We start from the raw sequence: 18,933 nt of genomic DNA, 5'->3' as shown, positions 1-18,933 counted from the left end.
GGCCGACGACTTGCTAGACGGGTGGGAGGGAGGGGGGGGGGAGGTGCGGGGGGTGAAAGGGGCGGGGCACCCGCCCCGGGGGGGGGGGGGGGGGGCGGGGCCGGCGGCGGGGGCGCGCCGCGCGCCACGCCGGGCTGCGGCGATGCGGGGGGGGGTGGAGGCCCCCGGGGGGGGGGCGGCTGCGCCCCCCGGCGGGAGCAAGCTCCCTCGCCACAAAAGCTTAAAAACCTCCAGCGCCCAAAAAACCGAAGATATCGGTCGTTGCTTCAGGCGCTCATCACTTCCCGAATATCCGCCGCCAATTCCCGCACCCGCGCTTCTTCGGTATCCCACGAGCACATGAACCGTGCGCCGCCTTTGCCAATGAAGGTGTAGAAACGCCAGCCCTTGGCGGTCAGCGCGGCGATGGCCGGCTCCGACAGTTGCAGGAACACGCCGTTGGCCTGGACCGGGAACATCAGTTCCACGCCGGGAATGTCGCTGACCAGCTCGGCCAGCAATTGCGCGCAGCGGTTGGCGTGGCGGGCGTGCTTGAGCCAGGCGTCGTTTTGCAGCAGGCCGACCCAGGGCGCAGACAGAAAGCGCATTTTCGACGCCAATTGCCCGGCCTGTTTGCAGCGGTAGTCGAAGTCTTCGGCCAAGGCATGGTTGAAGAACAGGATCGCCTCACCCACCGCCATGCCGTTTTTCGTGCCGCCGAAGCACAACACGTCCACGCCGACCTTCCAGGTCAGGTCCGCCGGGGTGCAGCCGAGAAAGGCGCAGGCGTTGGAAAAGCGCGCGCCGTCCATGTGCAGGTTTAGCCCCAGTTCCTTGCAGGTGACGCTGATGGCGCGGATTTCATCCGGGGTGTAGACGCTGCCGACTTCCGTGGCCTGGGTCAGGGTCACGACCCGAGGCTTGGGGTAGTGGATATCCTGGCGCTTGAGGGCGATTTCGCGGATCGATTCGGGGGTCAGCTTGCCGTTCTCGGTGCGTGCCACCAGCAACTTGGAACCGTTGGAAAAGAACTCCGGCGCGCCGCATTCGTCGGTTTCGACGTGGGCGGTTTCCGAGCAGATCACGCTGTGGTAACTCTGGCACAGTGAAGACAGCGCCAGGGAGTTGGCCGCCGTGCCGTTGAACGCGAAGAACACTTCGCAGTCGGTTTCGAACAAGGCCCGGAAATCGTCCGCCGCGCGGTGGGTCCACTCATCGTCGCCGTAGGCGCGCTGGTGGCCCTGGTTGGCTTCTTCCATGGCCGCCCAGGCTTCGGGGCAAATGCCGGAATAGTTGTCGCTGGCAAACTGTTGACTCTTGTCGGTCATGGCCTTGCTCCTTGAATAGAGAGTCCTGGATAAAGAGATCCCTGGCGGAATGCCCGGGTGGGGCGTTCCCTGGTTCGGCGTGCTTGAGTCCACAGCGCCGTGTCAATGTTGGTGCGCACTTTACCCAAGATTAGCGGGGGAACACACCGGATGTTTCTGTCAGAAAATATCAATCTCGTCGCGCGGCTTTATACATGAGCCAACGCGACGGTGCCCTGGACCTGCTCAAGTGGCTGGCATTGTTGTCGATGGTGCTTGATCACCTGCGATATGTCGGTTTTTCCGTCGATTGGCTCTACGTGCCGGGACGCTTGGCGTTCCCGTGGTTCTGCCTGGCGATGGCGGCCAATCTGGCGCGCAGTTGGGCCGGCGCCGCTTCGTGGCGTTACCTGGGCTGGCTGTTGCTGTTCAGCGCCGTCAGCGAAATTCCCTATCGTTTGTTCATTCCCGACCCTTCCACGCTGAACGTCATGCCGACGCTGGTGCTCGGGTTGCTTGTGGCGCGCGGTTGGCAGGCGCCCGCCCTGGACGCCCGATGCCTGGCTGCGGTGGCGTTGTTGTTGGCGGCGCTGTTTTCGTCGCAGATGATGTTCGGTTTCTTTGGTGTGCTGCTGCCGTTGGCGATGTTGCTGGTGTTTCGTCGGCCCTGGTATATCGCCTGGCTGCCGGGATTGATCTGCGTGGCGGCCAACCAATGGAGGGTGTTGTATGGCGCGGCGTGGCTGGGGGATGGGGTGGCGTTGTGGGGGCTGGTGGCTTGCCTGATCGCGCCATGGCTGGGGCTGGTGCTCTTGCGACAGGCCGGTCGTTTTCATCCATTGCCGATGCGGCGCTGGGCTTATGCGCTGTACCCCGCACATTTTTTGGTTCTGCTCGCGGTTCGCCAGATCGTCGCATAACCCATTGTGGCGAGGGAGCTTGCTCCCGCTGGGCTACGAAGTAGCCCCAAGACCAAACACCTGGGTTTATCAGGCAGATCTGCGTGGGCCTTTTTGGGAGGGCTTCGCCCTCCAGCGGGAGCAAGCTCTCTCGCCACAGGGGGGAGTGTTCCATTCCATTTGATCCCATGTCGTAAACGCACCTTTGCGTGGCGTCCATAGGCATTTGACATGCCTGCGCCAGCCATACCATCGCATCCAAAGGGCACGACCGAAACGGTCCGTGCCTCACCGAGACGAAAGGCGCACCGCCGCCGCTGGGAGAGACGCGATGTTCAGCAAGCAAGACCAAATCCAAGGCTACGATGATGCACTGCTGGCGGCGATGAACGCCGAAGAGCAACGCCAGGAAGATCACATCGAGCTGATCGCGTCAGAGAACTACACCAGCAAGCGCGTGATGGAGGCCCAGGGCAGCGGCCTGACCAACAAGTACGCCGAAGGCTATCCGGGCAAGCGCTACTACGGTGGTTGCGAACACGTCGACAAAGTCGAAGCCCTGGCCATCGAGCGCGCGAAGCAGTTGTTCGGCGCCGATTACGCCAACGTCCAGCCGCACTCCGGTTCGTCGGCCAACAGCGCCGTGTACCTGGCCCTGCTGCAAGCCGGCGACACCATCCTGGGCATGAGCCTGGCCCACGGCGGTCACTTGACCCACGGCGCCAAGGTGTCGTCCTCGGGCAAGCTTTATAACGCGGTGCAATACGGCATCGACACCACCACCGGCCTGATCGACTACGACGAAGTCGAGCGCCTGGCGGTCGAGTGCAAGCCGAAGATGATCGTCGCCGGTTTCTCCGCTTACTCCAAGACCCTGGATTTCCCACGTTTCCGCCAGATCGCCGACAAGGTCGGTGCCCTGTTGTTTGTCGACATGGCCCACGTCGCTGGCCTGGTTGCCGCCGGCCTGTACCCGAACCCGCTGCCGTACGCCGACGTGGTCACCACCACCACCCACAAGACCCTGCGCGGTCCACGTGGTGGCCTGATCCTGGCCAAGGCCAACGAAGAAATCGAGAAAAAGCTCAACGCCGCGGTATTCCCCGGCGCCCAGGGCGGCCCGCTGATGCACGTGATCGCCGGCAAGGCGGTGTGCTTCAAGGAAGCGGCGGAGCCTGGCTTCAAGGCTTACCAGCAGCAAGTGATCGATAACGCCCAGGCCATGGCTGGCGTGTTCATCAAGCGCGGCTACGATGTAGTGTCCGGTGGTACCGACAACCATCTGTTCCTGGTCAGCCTGATCCGTCAGGGCCTGACCGGCAAGGACGCCGATGCCGCACTGGGCCGCGCCCACATCACCGTCAACAAGAACGCCGTGCCGAACGACCCGCAATCGCCGTTCGTGACTTCGGGCCTGCGCATCGGCACCCCGGCGGTGACCACCCGTGGCTTCAAGGTGACCCAATGCGTCACGCTGGCCGGCTGGATCTGCGACATTCTCGACAACCTCGGCGATGCCGATGTCGAGGCCAATGTCGCGCAGCAAGTGGCGGCCCTGTGCGCGGACTTCCCGGTTTATCGCTGAGTCGGTTTTGGAGTAAATGACTATGCAACGCTATTCGGGCTTCGGCCTCTTCAAACACTCACTCAGCCATCATGAAAACTGGCAGCGGATGTGGCGCACGCCGACCCCGAAAAAGGTCTACGACGTGGTCATCGTCGGCGGCGGCGGGCATGGCCTGGCGACCGCCTACTACCTGGCCAAGGAACACGGCATCACCAACGTGGCCGTGGTCGAGAAGGGCTGGTTGGGCGGCGGTAACACCGCGCGCAACACCACCATCGTGCGCTCCAACTACCTGTGGGACGAATCGGCCCACCTGTACGAACACGCGATGAAACTCTGGGAAGGCCTGTCCCAGGACCTGAACTACAACGTGATGTTCTCCCAGCGTGGCGTCTACAACCTGTGCCACACCCTGCAGGACATCCGTGATTCCGAGCGCCGTGTCAGCGCCAACCGCCTCAACGGTGTGGACGGCGAACTGCTCAACGCCAAGCAAGTGGCCGACGAGATCCCGTACCTGGATTGCTCGAAAAACACCCGCTACCCGGTGATGGGCGCCACCGTCCAGCGTCGCGGCGGCGTGGCCCGTCACGATGCCGTGGCCTGGGGCTTTGCCCGGGCGGCGGACGCGTTGGGCGTGGACCTGATCCAGCAGACCGAAGTGATCGGGTTCCGCAAGGAAAACGGCGTGTGCATCGGCGTCGAAACCAACAAGGGCTTCATCGGTGCCAAGCGCGTCGGCGTGGTCACTGCCGGTAACTCCGGGCACATGGCCAAGCTCGCCGGCTTCCGCCTGCCGATCGAATCCCACCCGCTGCAAGCGCTGGTGTCGGAGCCGATCAAGCCCATCATCGACAGCGTGATCATGTCCAACGCCGTGCACGGCTACATCAGCCAGTCCGACAAGGGCGACCTGGTGATCGGCGCCGGTATCGACGGCTACAACGGCTACGGCCAGCGTGGCTCGTACCCGGTGATCGAACACACGGTCCAGGCCATCGTCGAGATGTTCCCGGTGTTGTCCCGCGTGCGCATGAACCGCCAGTGGGGCGGCATCGTCGACACCACGCCGGACGCCTGCCCGATCATCTCCAAGACCCCGGTGCCGAACATGTTCTTCAACTGCGGTTGGGGCACCGGCGGCTTCAAGGCCACGCCGGGCTCGGGCAACGTCTTCGCTGCAAGCCTGGCCAAGGGTGAAATGCATCCGCTGGCCGCGCCGTTTTCCATCGACCGTTTCCACAACGGCGCACTGATCGACGAACACGGCGCTGCTGCCGTCGCCCACTAACAGGAGAAATCCCTATGTTGCACATCTTCTGTCCTCACTGCGGCGAACTGCGCTCCGAAGAGGAATTCCATGCATCCGGCCAGGCGCACATCCCGCGCCCGCTGGATCCGAACGCCTGCACCGACGCGGAGTGGGGCGACTACATGTTCTTCCGTGACAACCCGCGCGGGTTGCACCATGAACTCTGGGACCACGTCGCCGGTTGCCGCCAGTACTTCAACGTGACCCGTGACACCGTGACCTACGAGATTCTCGAAACCTACAAGATCGGCCAAAAGCCGCAGTTCACCGACAAGGCTGACAGTCCGAAAGCGGCTGCACAGGCTCTGGGAGAGAAGGTATGAGCCAGATCAATCGCCTGTCCAACGGCGGACGGATCGACCGCAACAAAGTGCTGAGCTTCACCTTCAACGGCCAGACTTACAAAGGCTTCGAGGGCGACTCCCTGGCCGCCGCGCTGCTGGCCAACGGGGTCGACATCATCGGCCGTAGCTTCAAGTATTCGCGGCCGCGCGGCATTTACGCCGCCGGTGCCGAAGAGCCAAACGCGGTGCTGCAGATCGGTGCAACCGAAGCCACGCAAATCCCGAACGTGCGCGCCACGCAACAGGCGCTGTACCAGGGCCTGGTCGCCACCAGCACCAACGGCTGGCCGAACGTGAACAACGACATGATGGGGATTCTCGGCAAGGTCGGCGGCAAGCTGATGCCGCCGGGCTTCTATTACAAAACCTTCATGTACCCGCAATCGTTCTGGATGACCTACGAGAAGTACATCCGCAAGGCCGCGGGCCTGGGTCGCTCGCCGACCGAGAACGATCCGGACACCTACGACTACATGAACCGTCACTGCGACGTGCTGATCGTTGGCGCTGGCCCGTCCGGCCTGGCTGCCGCGTTGGCTGCCGGCCGCAGCGGTGCCCGCGTGATCCTGGCCGATGAGCAGGAAGAGTTCGGCGGCAGCCTGCTCGACTCCCGCGAGAGCCTGGACGGCAAGCCGGCGACCGAATGGGTCGCTGCGGCGGTGGCTGAACTGCGCTCGATGCCGGAAGTGGTGTTGCTGCCTCGCGCCACGGTGAACGGCTACCACGACCATAACTTCCTGACCATCCACGAGCGCCTCACCGACCACCTCGGCGACCGCGCACCGATCGGCCAGGTTCGCCAGCGCATCAACCGCGTCCGCGCCAAGCGCGTGGTGTTGGCGACCGGCGCCTGCGAGCGGCCGCTGGTCTACGGCAACAACGACGTACCGGGCAACATGCTGGCTGGCGCGGTTTCTACTTACATCCGCCGCTACGGCGTGGCGCCGGGCAAGAAACTGGTGCTGAGCACCAACAACGACCACGCCTATCGCGTGGCCCTGGATTGGTTCGACGCCGGTCTGCAAGTGGTGGCCGTGGCCGATGCCCGCAGCAACCCACGTGGCGCGCTGGTGGAAGAGGCCCGCGCCAAGGGCATCCGCATTCTCACCGGCAGCGCCGTGATCGAAGCCCGTGGCAGCAAGCGCGTCACCGGGGCACGGGTAGCCGCGATCGACGTTCGCGCCCACAAAGTCACCAGTCCTGGCGAATGGCTGGACTGCGACCTGGTGGCCAGCTCCGGCGGCTACAGCCCGGTGGTCCACCTGGCGTCGCACCTGGGCGGCAAGCCGATCTGGCGCGAAGACATCCTCGGTTTCGTACCGGGCGAAGCACCGCAAAAGCGTGTCTGTGTTGGCGGTGTGAACGGCGTCTACAGCCTCGGCGATAGCCTGGCCGACGGTTTTGAAGGCGGCGTGCGCGCGGCCAGCGAAGCCGGCTTCAAAGCGGTGGAGGGCGTGTTGCCCAAAGCCCTGAGCCGTCACGAAGAGCCGACCCTGGCGCTGTTCCAGGTGCCTCATGAAAAATCCACTGCCCGGGCGCCGAAGCAATTCGTCGACCTGCAGAACGACGTCACGGCCGCCGCCATCGAACTCGCCACCCGCGAAGGCTTCGAGTCGGTGGAACACGTCAAGCGCTACACCGCACTGGGCTTCGGTACCGACCAGGGCAAGCTGGGCAACGTCAACGGCCTGGCCATCGCGGCCCGTTCACTGAACGTGAGCATCCCGCAGATGGGCACCACCATGTTCCGTCCGAACTACACGCCGGTGACCTTCGGCGCGGTGGCGGGCCGGCACTGCGGGCACATCTTCGAGCCGGTGCGTTTCACCGCGCTGCATGCCTGGCATGTGAAGAGCGGTGCCGAGTTCGAAGACGTCGGCCAGTGGAAGCGCCCTTGGTACTTCCCGAAGAACGGCGAAGACATGCATGCAGCGGTCAAGCGCGAATGCAAGGCCGTGCGTGACAGCGTCGGCCTGCTCGACGCCTCGACCCTGGGCAAGATCGACATCCAGGGCCCGGACGCCCGCGAGTTCCTCAACCGCGTCTACACCAACGCCTGGACCAAGCTCGACGTGGGCAAGGCCCGCTACGGCCTGATGTGCAAGGAAGACGGTATGGTCTTCGACGACGGCGTAACGGCCTGTCTGGCGGACAACCACTTCCTGATGACCACCACCACCGGCGGCGCCGCGCGCGTGCTGCAATGGCTGGAAATCTACCACCAGACCGAATGGCCGGACCTGAAAGTGTACTTCACCTCGGTCACCGACCACTGGGCGACCATGACCCTGTCCGGTCCCAACAGCCGCAAGCTGCTGAGCCACGTCACCGACATCGACCTGGACAAGGACGCGTTCCCGTTCATGACCTGGAAGGAAGGCCTGGTGGGCGGCGTGCCGGCCCGGGTGTTCCGGATCTCGTTCACCGGTGAACTGTCGTACGAAATCAACGTGCAGGCCGACTACGCCATGGGCGTGCTCGAACAAATCGTCGAGGCCGGGAAGCAGTACAACCTGACCCCGTATGGCACCGAGACCATGCACGTACTGCGGGCCGAGAAGGGCTTCATCATCGTCGGTCAGGACACGGACAGCTCGATGACCCCGGACGACCTGAACATGGGCTGGTGCGTCGGCCGGACCAAGCCGTTCTCGTGGATCGGCTGGCGCGGCATGAATCGCGAAGATTGCGTGCGTGAAGACCGCAAGCAACTGGTGGGCCTCAAGCCGATCGATCCGAATGTCTGGCTGCCGGAAGGCGCGCAACTGGTGTTCAACACCAAGCAGGCGATTCCGATGTCGATGGTCGGCCATGTCACCTCCAGCTATGCGCATAACTCCCTGGGTTATTCGTTTGCGATGGGCGTGGTCAAGGGCGGCTTGAAGCGGATGGGCGAGCGCGTGTTCGCGCCATTGGCCGACGGTAGCGTGATCGAGGCAGAGATCGTTTCTTCGGTGTTCTTCGATCCGAAGGGGGATCGGCAGAATATCTAACATTCAAGCCCTGTGGTGGGGGCGTGTGGGAGCAAAGCTTGCTCGCGATGCAGGCGACACGGTAGCCATCAGACCGATATCGTTCATCGCGGGCAAGCCTTGCTCCCACAGCGCCACGCACCAGCAGGTCGAGCAAGCATTCAGACAGGTGCTCCATATGACCGCAGTCAACGTGTACCAACAACGCCCAACCACCGGGGCCAAGGCCGAGTCGTCGCTGCACCATGCCGACCTCGCCAGCCTGGTGGGCAAGGGTCGCAAGAACGCCGGCGTGACCGTGCGCGAGAAGAAACTCCTGGGCCACCTGACGATTCGTGGCGACGGCCACGACCCGGCGTTCGCCGCCGGCGTGCACAAGGCCCTGGGCCTGGAATTGCCAGGCGCTCTGGCCGTCGTCATCAAGGGCGAAACCAGCCTGCAATGGCTCGGCCCGGATGAATGGCTGCTGGTGGTGCCCACCGGCGAAGAGTTCGCCGCCGAGCAGAAACTGCGTGAAGCCCTGGGCGAGCTGCACATCCAGATCGTCAACGTCAGTGGCGGCCAGCAGATCCTCGAACTGTCCGGCCCGAACGTGCGCGACGTGCTGATGAAATCCACCAGCTACGATGTACACCCAAGCAACTTCCCGGTGGGCAAGGCCGTGGGCACGGTGTTCGCCAAGTCGCAACTGGTGATCCGCCACACCGCCGAAGACACCTGGGAACTGGTGATCCGCCGCAGCTTCTCGGATTACTGGTGGCTGTGGTTGCAGGATGCCGCGGCGGAGTATGGGTTGAGCGTGCAGGCATAAGGACTAAAGCCGACCACGGCCTTTTTGTGGCGAGGGGATTTATCCCCGCTGGGCTGCGCAGCAGCCCCAAAAGCTTGATGTGATCAACCTGACACTCTGAAGTTGCAGGTCTAGGGGCTGCTTCGCAGCCCAGCGGGGATAAATCCCCTCGCCACAGGGTTCTGTGTTTAGCGGGGATTCATCCATAACGAACAGGAGTCACCGCAATGAGCCGCGCCCCAGACACATGGATCTTGACTGCCGACTGCCCCAGTGTGCTCGGCACGGTGGACGCGGTGACCCGCTTTCTGTTCGAGCAGGGCTGCTATGTCACCGAGCACCATTCCTTCGACGACCGGCTCTCGGCGCGTTTCTTCATTCGCGTGGAGTTTCGCCAGCCCGACGGTTTTGACGAACAGAACTTCCGCGCCGGCCTGGCCGAACGTGCGCAAGCCTTCGGCATGGTCTTCGAACTGACGCCGCCCAACTACCGGCCCAAAGTGGTGATCATGGTCTCCAAGGCCGATCACTGCCTCAACGACTTGCTCTACCGCCAGCGCATCGGCCAATTGTCCATGGACGTGGTGGCCGTGGTCTCCAACCACCCCGACCTCAAGCCGCTGGCCGATTGGCACCAGATTCCCTACTACCATTTCCCCCTGGACCCGAACGACAAACCGGCCCAGGAGCGACAGGTGTGGCAGGTGATCGAAGACACCGGTGCGGAGCTGGTGATCCTTGCCCGCTACATGCAAGTGCTGTCGCCGGAACTGTGCCGCAAGCTCGACGGCAAGGCGATCAATATCCATCACTCGTTGCTGCCGGGTTTCAAGGGCGCCAAGCCGTATCACCAGGCCTACAACAAAGGCGTGAAACTGGTGGGCGCCACGGCGCACTACATCAACAACGACCTGGACGAAGGCCCGATCATCGCCCAGGGCGTGGAAGTGGTGGACCACAGCCACTATCCCGAAGACCTGATCGCCAAGGGCCGGGACATCGAAGGGCTCACCTTGGCCCGGGCGGTGGGGTATCACATTGAGCGGCGAGTATTTCTGAACGCCAATCGTACCGTGGTGCTTTAGCCACAAGCTTCAAGCTTCAAGCCGCAAGAAAAGGCGGTATGCGTGCTTCTTGCGGCTTGTAGCTTGCCGCTTGAAGCTCAGGCATCAACCCGAGCAATCAACGCGCTGCCTGCCTGGGCAACGCAGTTTCATAAAAACAACAGCGAGGTGAAAGCATGTCTGGTAATCGTGGTGTCGTGTATCTCGGCAACGGCAAGGTCGAAGTACAGAAAATCGACTATCCAAAAATGCAGGACCCGCGCGGCAGGAAGATTGAGCACGGTGTCATCCTGCGCGTGGTCTCCACCAACATCTGCGGCTCCGACCAGCATATGGTCCGCGGCCGTACCACTGCCCAGACTGGCCTGGTCCTGGGGCACGAGATCACCGGTGAAGTGATCGAAAAAGGCAGCGACGTCGAGAACCTGAAAATCGGTGACCTGGTGTCGGTGCCGTTCAACGTGGCTTGCGGGCGCTGCCGTTCCTGCAAGGAGCAACACACCGGTGTGTGCCTGACCGTCAACCCGGCCCGTGCCGGTGGTGCCTACGGTTACGTGGACATGGGCGACTGGACCGGCGGCCAGGCCGAATACGTGCTGGTGCCGTACGCTGACTTCAACCTGCTGAAACTGCCGGACCGCGACAAGGCCATGGAGAAAATCCGTGACCTGACCTGCCTGTCCGACATCCTGCCGACTGGCTACCACGGCGCCGTCACCGCCGGCGTTGGTCCTGGCAGCACCGTCTACATCGCCGGTGCCGGCCCGGTTGGCCTGGCGGCCGCCGCTTCCGCTCGCCTGCTGGGCGCGGCCGTGGTCATCATCGGCGACGTCAACCCGGTTCGCCTGGCCCACGCCAAGGCCCAGGGTTTCGAAATTGCCGACCTGTCCACCGACACGCCGCTGCACGAACAGATCGCCGCACTGCTGGGCGAGCCCGAAGTCGACTGCGCCGTCGATGCGGTAGGCTTCGAAGCCCGCGGCCACGGCCATGACGGCGTCAAGCACGAAGCCCCGGCCACCGTGCTCAACTCCTTGATGGGTGTAGTCCGCGTGGCCGGCAAAATCGGCATTCCCGGCCTCTACGTCACCGAAGACCCGGGCGCCGTCGATGCAGCTGCGAAAATGGGCAGCCTGAGCATTCGCTTCGGCCTGGGCTGGGCTAAATCCCACAGCTTCCACACCGGCCAAACCCCGGTGATGAAGTACAACCGCCAACTGATGCAGGCGATCATGTGGGACAGGATCAACATTGCTGAAATCGTCGGTGTGCAGGTGATCAGCCTGGATGACGCGCCGAAGGGGTATGGCGAGTTTGATGCGGGTGTGCCGAAGAAGTTTGTGATTGATCCGCATAAGTTGTTTAGTGCGGCGTAAGCGGTAACGGGCAAGACGGGGAAAGGGCGACAGTGATGTCGCCCTTCTTTATTTCAGTAGAAAATTTCCAGCGTTGTGAGTTCTGATCAATTGTCGCCTGGTGTAGTTCTTGTTTTAGGTTTGTTGACGAATGGTGTTTGAGGGTAAGTGACTAGCGTGCTTCGAAGGTAATAACCTTGCCTTAAGGCGCGCCTGAAAGGTCATCGTCCTGGACATTTCTTCCATAGGGATATCGCTGGAGGGGACGGACTTCGCAATATCTTTCAAATTCTCATATTCCAAGACCTGTGCCGGCAAGTGACGCTTCGATTCGCCTAAGGCTACGGAGCGAAGTTTATAAATTTCGAATGGTGAGAGTTCTTCTGCCGGGGCTTTGACGGTCAGGGGAAGTATGTTGGATTTAACCACGCGACTCATATCTTTAGATGTGAGCGATAAGGCCACCAAACTGTCGCCAGGTAGCTCTCTTATGATTTTGTCGATGATATGAGGTGTGCCTAGGAAACTGTTAAATGATCCTATATTTAAAATTTTAGGTGTTAAGTTGGGTATCGATACGGGCATCAGGCCAGGGAGCCTGAAATGCCCTGTCGGGTCCTGCTGATTCACCGGATCTCCAGCGCAATACGCATACGCATTCAACCCACCCCCTCCAAACGGACTCAAACTGTCCGGGCTGTTAAACCGCATCAACACCGGATTGAACGCTCGATACCCATTGCCCAATAAATAATGCCCCGTCACCGGGTCCGGCCGTTCGCCGTTGAAGCCGAGCAGGCTGAGTAAACCGTTTTCCGCAGGGCGATGGCCGTAGGGCGTATAGGCGAGGGGATGAGGCTGCGTGACATCGAGCGCGTGCAGCGCCGAGCGTTGCTGATCGGTGGCGAGCAAGGTGGTTTCGACGGCGTCGTCCTGGCGCTGTTGTTGCGCCAGGAGTTGGTCCCCCTGCTGGAAAATCGAGCGTTGTACCGAGCCTTGGATTTCGCTAGTCAGGCGCTCCTTCTGGTAGAAGCGCTGGGTGCGGGCCTGGGTCGATGGCGTGCATGCGGCCAGGCGATCCAGTGGGTCATAGTGGTAACGGCAGAGCAAGGTTTTATCAAGGGAGGGCATGGGCTTTGCTCTGTGGGAAATACAGATAGCACTAGCATGTTCAGGGAGAATGGCGGTTGTCTAGCTAGCAGAAGTGTTAGGTTTGGCTGTCTAAGTCGGCCACGCCCCGGTGATGAAGTACAACCGGCAGCTGATGCAGGCGATCATGTGGGACAGGATCAACATTGCTGAAATCGCCGGTGTGCAGGTGATCAGCCTGGATGACGGGCCGAAGGGTTATGGCGAGTTCGATGCGGGCGTGCCGAAGAAGTTTGTGATTGATCCGCATAAGTTGTTTAGTGCGGCGTAAGGTTGGAAGCTAGACGGGAAAAGGGCGACAGTGATGTCGTCCTTTTTTATCAGACGCCCCTTGTTGGTCATGATTAGAATTCTAACCTTCTCTGCTTGAGTCGCCTGATGTCGGCATTTATATAGACTAGTTCCTTTTGTATTTGGATAGGTATATTTTTGTTCGGTGATCGATTTAAGGCTTCCTTGATCCGGTCGCGACGTGCGCGTCGTTTTTCGATCTTGAAATCAATGTTTTGTCTGGTTTTCGCGGCATCGCGAACATAGGGCGGGGGTGGCGGTGCGGGCGATGCGGGAAGCAAATCAGAAGTGCTGCTAGCGCCACCTCCTAACGGGGCTGGGTTGACGTCCCGGGTGTAAGCGGGGGCCAATTCCTGTTGTGGAGGGCTTTGGGTATAGCCTGGTGGCTGCCTGCTGCTGGGATAAGGGTTAACAGTTGGGTAAGGGGGGGACTGCGTGGCTTGGCGAGCCAATTCGGAAACCTCCCGTTGCGCAGTGGCAAACGCACGCTCTGCTCTGACTCTGCGAGGTGTGCGTCCGAATATGTTCAAGAGCCCTTTGATCGGATTGCCTATATGTCCGGTTGAATCCTCCCGATTCACCGGGTCCCCGACGCAATAAACATAGGCATTCAACCCACCCTCCCCAAACGGACTCAAACTGTCCGGGCTGTTAAACCGCATCAACACCGGATTGAACGCTCGATACCCATTACCCAACAAATAATGCCCCGTCACCGGATCCGGCCGTTCGCCGTTGAAGCCGAGTAGGCTGAGCAAGCCGTTTTCCGCAGGGCGATGGCCGTAGGGTGTGTAGGCGAGGGGGTGAGGCTGCGTGGCATCGAGCGCATGCAATACCGAGCGTTGCAGATCGGTGGCGAGCAAGGTGGTTTCGACGGCATCGTCCTGGCGCTGTTGTTGCGCCAGGAGTTGGTCCTCCTGTTGGAAGATTGAGCGCTGTACCGAGCCTTGGATCTCGCTGCTCAGGCGTTCTTTCAGGTAGAAGCGCTGGGTGCGGGCCTGGGCCGAGGGTGTGCAGTTGACCAAGCAGTCCAGTGGGTCGTAATGGTAACGGCAGAGCAAGGTTTTATCTGTGGAGGACATGGGTTTGCTCTGTGGAAATACAGATAGCACTATCGTGTTCAGGCAGAAGGGCGGTTATCTAGCTAACAAGTGTTAGGTTTTGTGCTTGGCTCCCAATTACCGTCACGAATAAGTGCAATTAGCTTATCGGGCGCCTCTGATTTGTCCATTTTTTTTGGCTGATGAGTTGTTTTTAGTTGCTAGCCGGGCATGTAATTGTTTGAGTATGTTTTGGTGATGCTCCTCAGCGGAAAGCCCAAAGGAATCAAATATCTCATGCAAGTCAACCTCGCCGCGATCGATAGAGGTGGGGATTGCCTTTACTAGGTTGTTTTCAGGAATATTGATCGGCATCTGGCTAACATGAGATGAACCGTTGGTGTTTGGAGCGAATCTGGCAGACATTATGTCTAGCTTTGATTTGTCTATGTAAACGGCAAATACGGTGCCGCGTTTGCCTGTGTATTTCTTGGCGTTCTCAAAGCTTGAGGTGACATAAAGTTCGCGCGCTTTAAAAAAACCAGTTTTTTTTATGTCTTTTGGCCTTGAGCTGCCGTGGTAGCCTAGAAGAACTTCGTCGTGACTTGTCTTGCCTTTTGCAGTGAGAGCGCCTGATTTAAATCGGCTGGAGAATAATTTCGTAAGCCAGTTGGGCAATGGAATATGTCCCGATTGATCAGTTCTATTCACCGGATCTCCAACACAATACGCATAAGCATTCACCCCCCCCCTCCCCAAACGGACTCAAACCGTCCGGGCTATTGAACCGCATCAACACCGGATTGAATGCCCGATACCCATTACCCAACAAATAATGCCCCGTCACCGGGTCCGGTCGTTCGCCGTTGAAGCCGAGCAGGCTGAGCAAGCCGTTTTCCGGGGCTCGGTGGCCGTAGGGCGTGTAGGTGAGGGGATTAAGCCGTGTGGCATCAAGCGCGTGCAGCACCGAGCGTTGCTGATCGGTGGCGAGCAAGGTGGTTTCGACGGCGCCATCCTGGCGCTGTTGTTGCGCCAGGAGTTGGTCGTCCTGTTGGAATATCGAGCGCTGTACCGAGCCTTGGATCTCGCTGCTCAGGCGCTCCTTCAGGTAGAAGCGCTGGGTGTGGGCCTGGGTCGAGGGTGTGCAGTTGACCAAGCGGTCCAGTGGGTCGTAATGGTAACGGCAGAGCAAGGTTTTATCTGTGGAGGACATGGGTTTGCTCTGTGGAAATACTGATAGCCATATCATGTTCAGGCAGAAGGGCGATTGTCTAGCTAGCAGAAGTGTTAGGTTTGGCTGCCCCTGTCGGCCAGACCCGGCGAAGAAATCACCGACAATTGATGCAGGTGATCAGCCTGGATGATGCGCCGAAGGGGTATGGCGAGTTCGATGCGGGTGTGCCGAAGAAGTTTGTGATTGATCCGCATAAGTTGTTGAGTGCGGCGTAAGCGGTAAAGGGGAAGACGGGGAGAGGGCGACAGTGATGTCGCCCTTTTTGTTCTGCTCAGCGCAAAAAAATGATGTATGAATTAACCCTTTTGAAATCTGATGCGGGAAGACGGTGGATCTTCACCGCGAAGTATACGTCTAAAATCAAGTAGCCATGAATCATTAGGCACCCGAACAGCCGCTCTATGAGCTGCTCTTACTGCGTAGCCTTCTGCGAAAATCTGTATCCAGAAAGACTGTGAAGACTGTGAAGACTGTGAAGACTGTGAAGTCTGTGAAGACTGTGAAGACTGTGAAGACCGTGAAGAGGAGCGCGAGTAAGAGCGTGCCGGTGATGAATGGCGTGAAGCAAACGAATTGTTCGATGCTTCGCTCCTCTCAAAGTCGGATGTTTGCGAGGCGCGACGGGAGGTAGGGGGCGAGTTAGGTACCCCTATCGTTCCCCTAGTTGTCGACCTGCCGGAACTATTGACCGCAGCTTCAAGGGCTGCCGTAGGCGTAAGCGGCGAGATTGTTGTCGATGGATTTTGAAACCTAGTTGGAGGAGTTTGAGGAGTGGATTTCCTCATGAGCCCAAAGCCTCTCAGTAGGGACTTTATCCAGTACGGAGTGTGCCCTGTTGGATCATTCCGATTAACCGGATCTCCAACACAATACACATAAGCATTCAACCCACCTTCCCCAAATGGACTCAAACTGTCCGGGCTGTTGAACCGCATCAACACCGGATTGAACGCCCGATACCCATTGCCCAACAAATAATGCCCGGTCACCGGGTCCGGCCGTTCGCCGTTGAAGCCGAGCAGGGTGAGCAAGCCGTTTTCCGCAGGACGATGGCCGTAGGGTGTGTAGGCGAGGGGGTGAGGCTGCGTGGCATCGAGTGCATGCAATACCGAGCGTTGCTGATCGGTGGCGAGCAAGGTGGTTTCGACGGCGTCGCCCTGGCGCTGTTGTTGCGCCAGGAGTTGGTCGTCCTGTTGGAAGATCGAGCGCCGTATCGAGCCTTGGATTTCGCTGGTCAGGCGCTCCTTCAGGTAGAACCGCTGGGTGTGGGCCTGGGCCGAGGGTGTGCAGTCGGTCAGGCGATCCAGTGGGTCGTATTGATAGCGGCAGAGCAAGGTTTTATCTGTGAAGGACATGGGTTTTGCTCTGTGGGAAATACAGATAGCAATATCATGTTCAGGGAGAGGGGCGGTTGTCTAGCTAGCAGAAGTGTTAGGTTTGGCTGCCCACAGCAGCCAGCCCTCACTCATGAAATGAAACCGCCAACTGGCGTAGACGATCATATGGGATCGTATCAACATTGCTGAAATCGTATACAGGTGATTCAGCCTGGATGACGCGCCGAAGGGTATGGCTAGTTCGAAGTGCTGAGGAAATTTTGTGATTTGGACCAGTTGTTCACGCACCAGAAATTAGTACGATTTCCGTATTTTTTGGGCGCTGTTTTCTATTTGGTTGGCAGATGACTGGTGTTGTGGGGCAGGTGTCTTTATTTGTTGTGCGGTGGGCGGAGGGGCACCCCTTCCTGATTCTACTGCGACGCCCTGAAGTGAGACGCTGGTTGGTTCGTTTCCAAACACTCTGCGTGCCCAAGCTTGTAGAGGACGGCGTAATGTTCTGAATGTTCCATGCGCCGCTTTCATTGCAGATCCGGCACTTAGCAGCGCGCCCCCGGTATTTTGTAAAGCGATTCCGGCCGAATAGCCTACTGCATTCAGCGCGGTACCTGTCGTCACGCCGACATATCCTGCTCTGGTGAGCAGCTCTGCATACCCCAGAAAGCCCGCTGGCCTTGCTCGAACAACTGACCGGACGATATTTTCCGAATGTGTCGCTATCGTTTCAAAGAGGCCGGCCAAACGAATAAGTGCGCCAAATTGCCCGGTTGAATCCGTGAGGTTAATTGGGTCTCCCAGGCAATAGGCGTAACTATTCACTCCCCCCTTCCCAAACGGACTCAAACTGTCCGGGCTGTTAAACCGCATCAACACCGGATTGAACGCCCGATAGCCATTACCCAACAAATAATGCCCCGTCACCGGGTCCGGCCGTTCACCGTTGAAGCCGAGCAGGCTGAGTAAGCCGTTTTCCGGGGCGCGATGGCCATAGGGTGTGTAGGCGAGGGGATGAGGCCGGGTGGCATCGAGCGCATGCAATACCGAGCGTTGCAGGTCGGTGGCGAGCAAGGTGGTTTCGACGGCGCCATCCTGGCGCTGTTGTTGCGCCAGGAGTTGGTCGGCCTGCTGGAAAATCGAGCGCTGTACCGAGCCTTGGATCTCGCTGGTCAGGCGTTCTTTCAGGTAGAAGCGCTGGGTGCGCGCCTGGGCCGAGGGTGTGCAGTCGGCAAGGCGATCCAGTGGGTCGTAGTGGTAACGGCAGAGCAGCGTTTTGCGGTTCGCCGACATGGGGGTCGTTTCCTGAATGGAAGGGTCTTTATTCCGGCGTCACTCTCGTGGCCTGCATGCCTTTGTCGCCCTTTTCGATTTCAAAGAAGACCGTTTGCTTCTGCTTTAATGTTTTATAACCCTCGCCGGCGATGGCCGAGTAATGAACGAACAATTCCTCGCCTCCTTTGCCGCACGTGATGAAGCCATAGCCCTTTGCATCGTTAAACCACTTCACGGTTCCTTTGATTCGGTCGCTCATTTTTATTCTTCCTGCTTGCCCGAATGAAGAAAGGCACAGGGACTGTGGGTTGCCCAGAGCCTTGTTTGTCGTTGTCACGGCTGAGCTTAGAGCCCGTATAAGTGGGCTGCCTACTGTCAAGGTTGACAGTAGGCAATACCGAGAGGAAATAACGGCTTGCGCCTTGATAGTCGAATGACTGCCGCAGCGGTCAGGCCATGGCGTGTGCCTGCAAGCGGCGGCCGATCACGTCCAGCACGTCGCAGCCATCGCGCAACGGAATCGCCAGGAGCAGGGCGAAGTCGTGGAGGACGACGGCGTCGGAGCTGAGTTCTTCGCGAAAGGCGATGTTTTCCAACAATTGGGTGACGGCGCGGATGCGGTAGGCGGCGGTTTCGTGGAGGACGTCGAGGGGGGCTTGGGTGTCGATGAGCAAGGCGGCGGGGGAGCAGTCGACGCCGGTGAGGGGCATGTATCGGTTCATGGCTAGAGCCTTTATTGATTAATAAAATTAGGACTTCAGGCCGTGGTGTATCGAGTCGCCAAACCCGAGTCGCCATGTGGACGACGGGACAAACTATAGGCATTGCGGATTGGCTTGGGCAAGGCTCGCTGTTGCGGGTGATTTCCCAAGTAGTTGTAAGATTTTTAGTCGACGGTGATCGAGCGCTGTTGTGGCGAGGGAGCTTGCTCCCGCTGGGCTGCGAAGCGGCCCCAAAGCCAGTCACCGGGGTGTATCAGAAAGAATGCCATCCGCTTCATTGGGGGCGCTGCGCACCCCAGCGG

Annotated in this window: 16 protein-coding genes and 2 pseudogenes; 10 read left to right on the top strand and 8 right to left on the bottom strand. The window is 59.8% G+C overall.

Translation table 11 applies throughout. The annotated features are described in order from the left end of the window. Nucleotides 1-266: 266 nt before the first annotated feature. Nucleotides 267-1,307 carry a low specificity L-threonine aldolase gene (locus J3361_RS28500; RefSeq protein WP_207967334.1) on the bottom strand — a complete coding sequence of 347 codons (1,041 nt, stop codon included), beginning with the start codon at nucleotides 1,305-1,307 and terminating at the stop codon, nucleotides 267-269. Nucleotides 1,308-1,501: 194 nt separating this feature from the next. Here J3361_RS28500 and J3361_RS28495 point away from each other — a divergent pair, with 194 nt between their 5' ends. The 8 genes from J3361_RS28495 (at nucleotide 1,502) to fdhA (ending at nucleotide 11,610) form a co-directional block, all read left to right on the top strand. Continuing rightward, nucleotides 1,502-2,206, top strand: a complete 705-nt coding sequence (locus J3361_RS28495; RefSeq protein ID WP_207967333.1) for a TraX family protein — start codon at nucleotides 1,502-1,504, stop codon at nucleotides 2,204-2,206. A 310-nt stretch (nucleotides 2,207-2,516) separates the two neighbouring features. Then, complete coding sequence (gene glyA / locus J3361_RS28490; RefSeq protein WP_207967332.1) at nucleotides 2,517-3,770, top strand: serine hydroxymethyltransferase; 1,254 nt, start codon at nucleotides 2,517-2,519, stop codon at nucleotides 3,768-3,770. A 22-nt stretch (nucleotides 3,771-3,792) separates the two neighbouring features. Beyond that, a complete protein-coding gene (locus J3361_RS28485) occupies nucleotides 3,793-5,043 on the top strand; it encodes a sarcosine oxidase subunit beta (protein ID WP_003177603.1) in 1,251 nt (416 codons plus the stop codon). 14 nt (nucleotides 5,044-5,057) lie between these two features. Beyond that, nucleotides 5,058-5,387 (top strand): sarcosine oxidase subunit delta, encoded by a 330-nt coding sequence (locus J3361_RS28480; RefSeq protein WP_122566624.1) that lies wholly within the window; start codon nucleotides 5,058-5,060, stop codon nucleotides 5,385-5,387. Beyond that, entirely contained in the window at nucleotides 5,384-8,401 is a 3,018-nt protein-coding gene (locus tag J3361_RS28475; protein WP_207967331.1) for a sarcosine oxidase subunit alpha, read from the top strand. The genes J3361_RS28480 and J3361_RS28475 overlap by 4 nt, the downstream gene beginning before the upstream one ends. A 157-nt stretch (nucleotides 8,402-8,558) precedes the next feature. After that, entirely contained in the window at nucleotides 8,559-9,191 is a 633-nt protein-coding gene (gene soxG / locus J3361_RS28470) for a sarcosine oxidase subunit gamma family protein (protein WP_207967330.1), read from the top strand. Nucleotides 9,192-9,397: 206 nt separating this feature from the next. Then, nucleotides 9,398-10,255 carry a formyltetrahydrofolate deformylase gene (gene purU, locus J3361_RS28465; protein ID WP_039590651.1) on the top strand — a complete coding sequence of 286 codons (858 nt, stop codon included), beginning with the start codon at nucleotides 9,398-9,400 and terminating at the stop codon, nucleotides 10,253-10,255. 155 nt (nucleotides 10,256-10,410) lie between these two features. After that, entirely contained in the window at nucleotides 10,411-11,610 is a 1,200-nt protein-coding gene (gene fdhA / locus J3361_RS28460; RefSeq protein WP_122566627.1) for a formaldehyde dehydrogenase, glutathione-independent, read from the top strand. Nucleotides 11,611-11,724: 114 nt separating this feature from the next. Here fdhA and J3361_RS29645 read toward each other — a convergent pair whose 3' ends face one another. After that, nucleotides 11,725-12,720: an RHS repeat-associated core domain-containing protein gene (locus J3361_RS29645; RefSeq protein WP_243459064.1), complete on the bottom strand. Its 996-nt coding sequence runs from the start codon at nucleotides 12,718-12,720 to the stop codon at nucleotides 11,725-11,727. Between the two features lie 106 nt (nucleotides 12,721-12,826). On the opposite strand from J3361_RS29645, the pseudogene J3361_RS28450 reads away from it, so the two are divergent. Continuing rightward, a pseudogene (locus J3361_RS28450) lies at nucleotides 12,827-13,009 on the top strand (formaldehyde dehydrogenase, glutathione-independent); the annotation flags it as partial. Nucleotides 13,010-13,082: 73 nt separating this feature from the next. Here J3361_RS28450 and J3361_RS29640 read toward each other — a convergent pair. Then, nucleotides 13,083-14,111, bottom strand: a complete 1,029-nt coding sequence (locus J3361_RS29640) for an RHS repeat-associated core domain-containing protein (protein ID WP_243459063.1) — start codon at nucleotides 14,109-14,111, stop codon at nucleotides 13,083-13,085. A gap of 636 nt (nucleotides 14,112-14,747) precedes the next feature. Then, nucleotides 14,748-15,282 (bottom strand): annotated as a pseudogene (locus J3361_RS28440) (RHS repeat-associated core domain-containing protein); the annotation flags it as partial. Nucleotides 15,283-15,362: 80 nt separating this feature from the next. On the opposite strand from J3361_RS28440, the gene J3361_RS28435 reads away from it, so the two are divergent. Beyond that, a complete protein-coding gene (locus J3361_RS28435) occupies nucleotides 15,363-15,518 on the top strand; it encodes a hypothetical protein (protein WP_207967329.1) in 156 nt (51 codons plus the stop codon). Between the two features lie 81 nt (nucleotides 15,519-15,599). On the opposite strand, the gene J3361_RS29635 is transcribed toward J3361_RS28435, so the two are convergent. The 4 genes from J3361_RS29635 to J3361_RS28415 form a co-directional block, all read right to left on the bottom strand. Next, complete coding sequence (locus J3361_RS29635; RefSeq protein WP_243459062.1) at nucleotides 15,600-16,658, bottom strand: RHS repeat-associated core domain-containing protein; 1,059 nt, start codon at nucleotides 16,656-16,658, stop codon at nucleotides 15,600-15,602. 276 nt (nucleotides 16,659-16,934) lie between these two features. After that, nucleotides 16,935-17,927, bottom strand: coding sequence for an RHS repeat-associated core domain-containing protein (locus tag J3361_RS29630; protein ID WP_243459061.1), 993 nt, complete (start codon nucleotides 17,925-17,927; stop codon nucleotides 16,935-16,937). Between the two features lie 28 nt (nucleotides 17,928-17,955). Continuing rightward, nucleotides 17,956-18,168, bottom strand: coding sequence for a cold shock domain-containing protein (locus J3361_RS28420; RefSeq protein WP_053182603.1), 213 nt, complete (start codon nucleotides 18,166-18,168; stop codon nucleotides 17,956-17,958). A gap of 190 nt (nucleotides 18,169-18,358) precedes the next feature. After that, the gene (locus J3361_RS28415) at nucleotides 18,359-18,631 is read right to left on the bottom strand and encodes a hypothetical protein (RefSeq protein ID WP_053182600.1); all 273 of its coding nucleotides are present in this window, start codon (nucleotides 18,629-18,631) and stop codon (nucleotides 18,359-18,361) included. Nucleotides 18,632-18,933 lie beyond the last annotated feature (302 nt).

Origin of the sequence: Pseudomonas sp. OA65, from assembly GCF_017498305.1 — a bacterium.
Lineage (GTDB): Bacteria > Pseudomonadota > Gammaproteobacteria > Pseudomonadales > Pseudomonadaceae > Aquipseudomonas > Aquipseudomonas zanjanensis.
The sequence above is the reverse complement of the archived record's forward strand: the minus strand, read 5'-3'. Positions and strand labels throughout refer to the sequence as shown.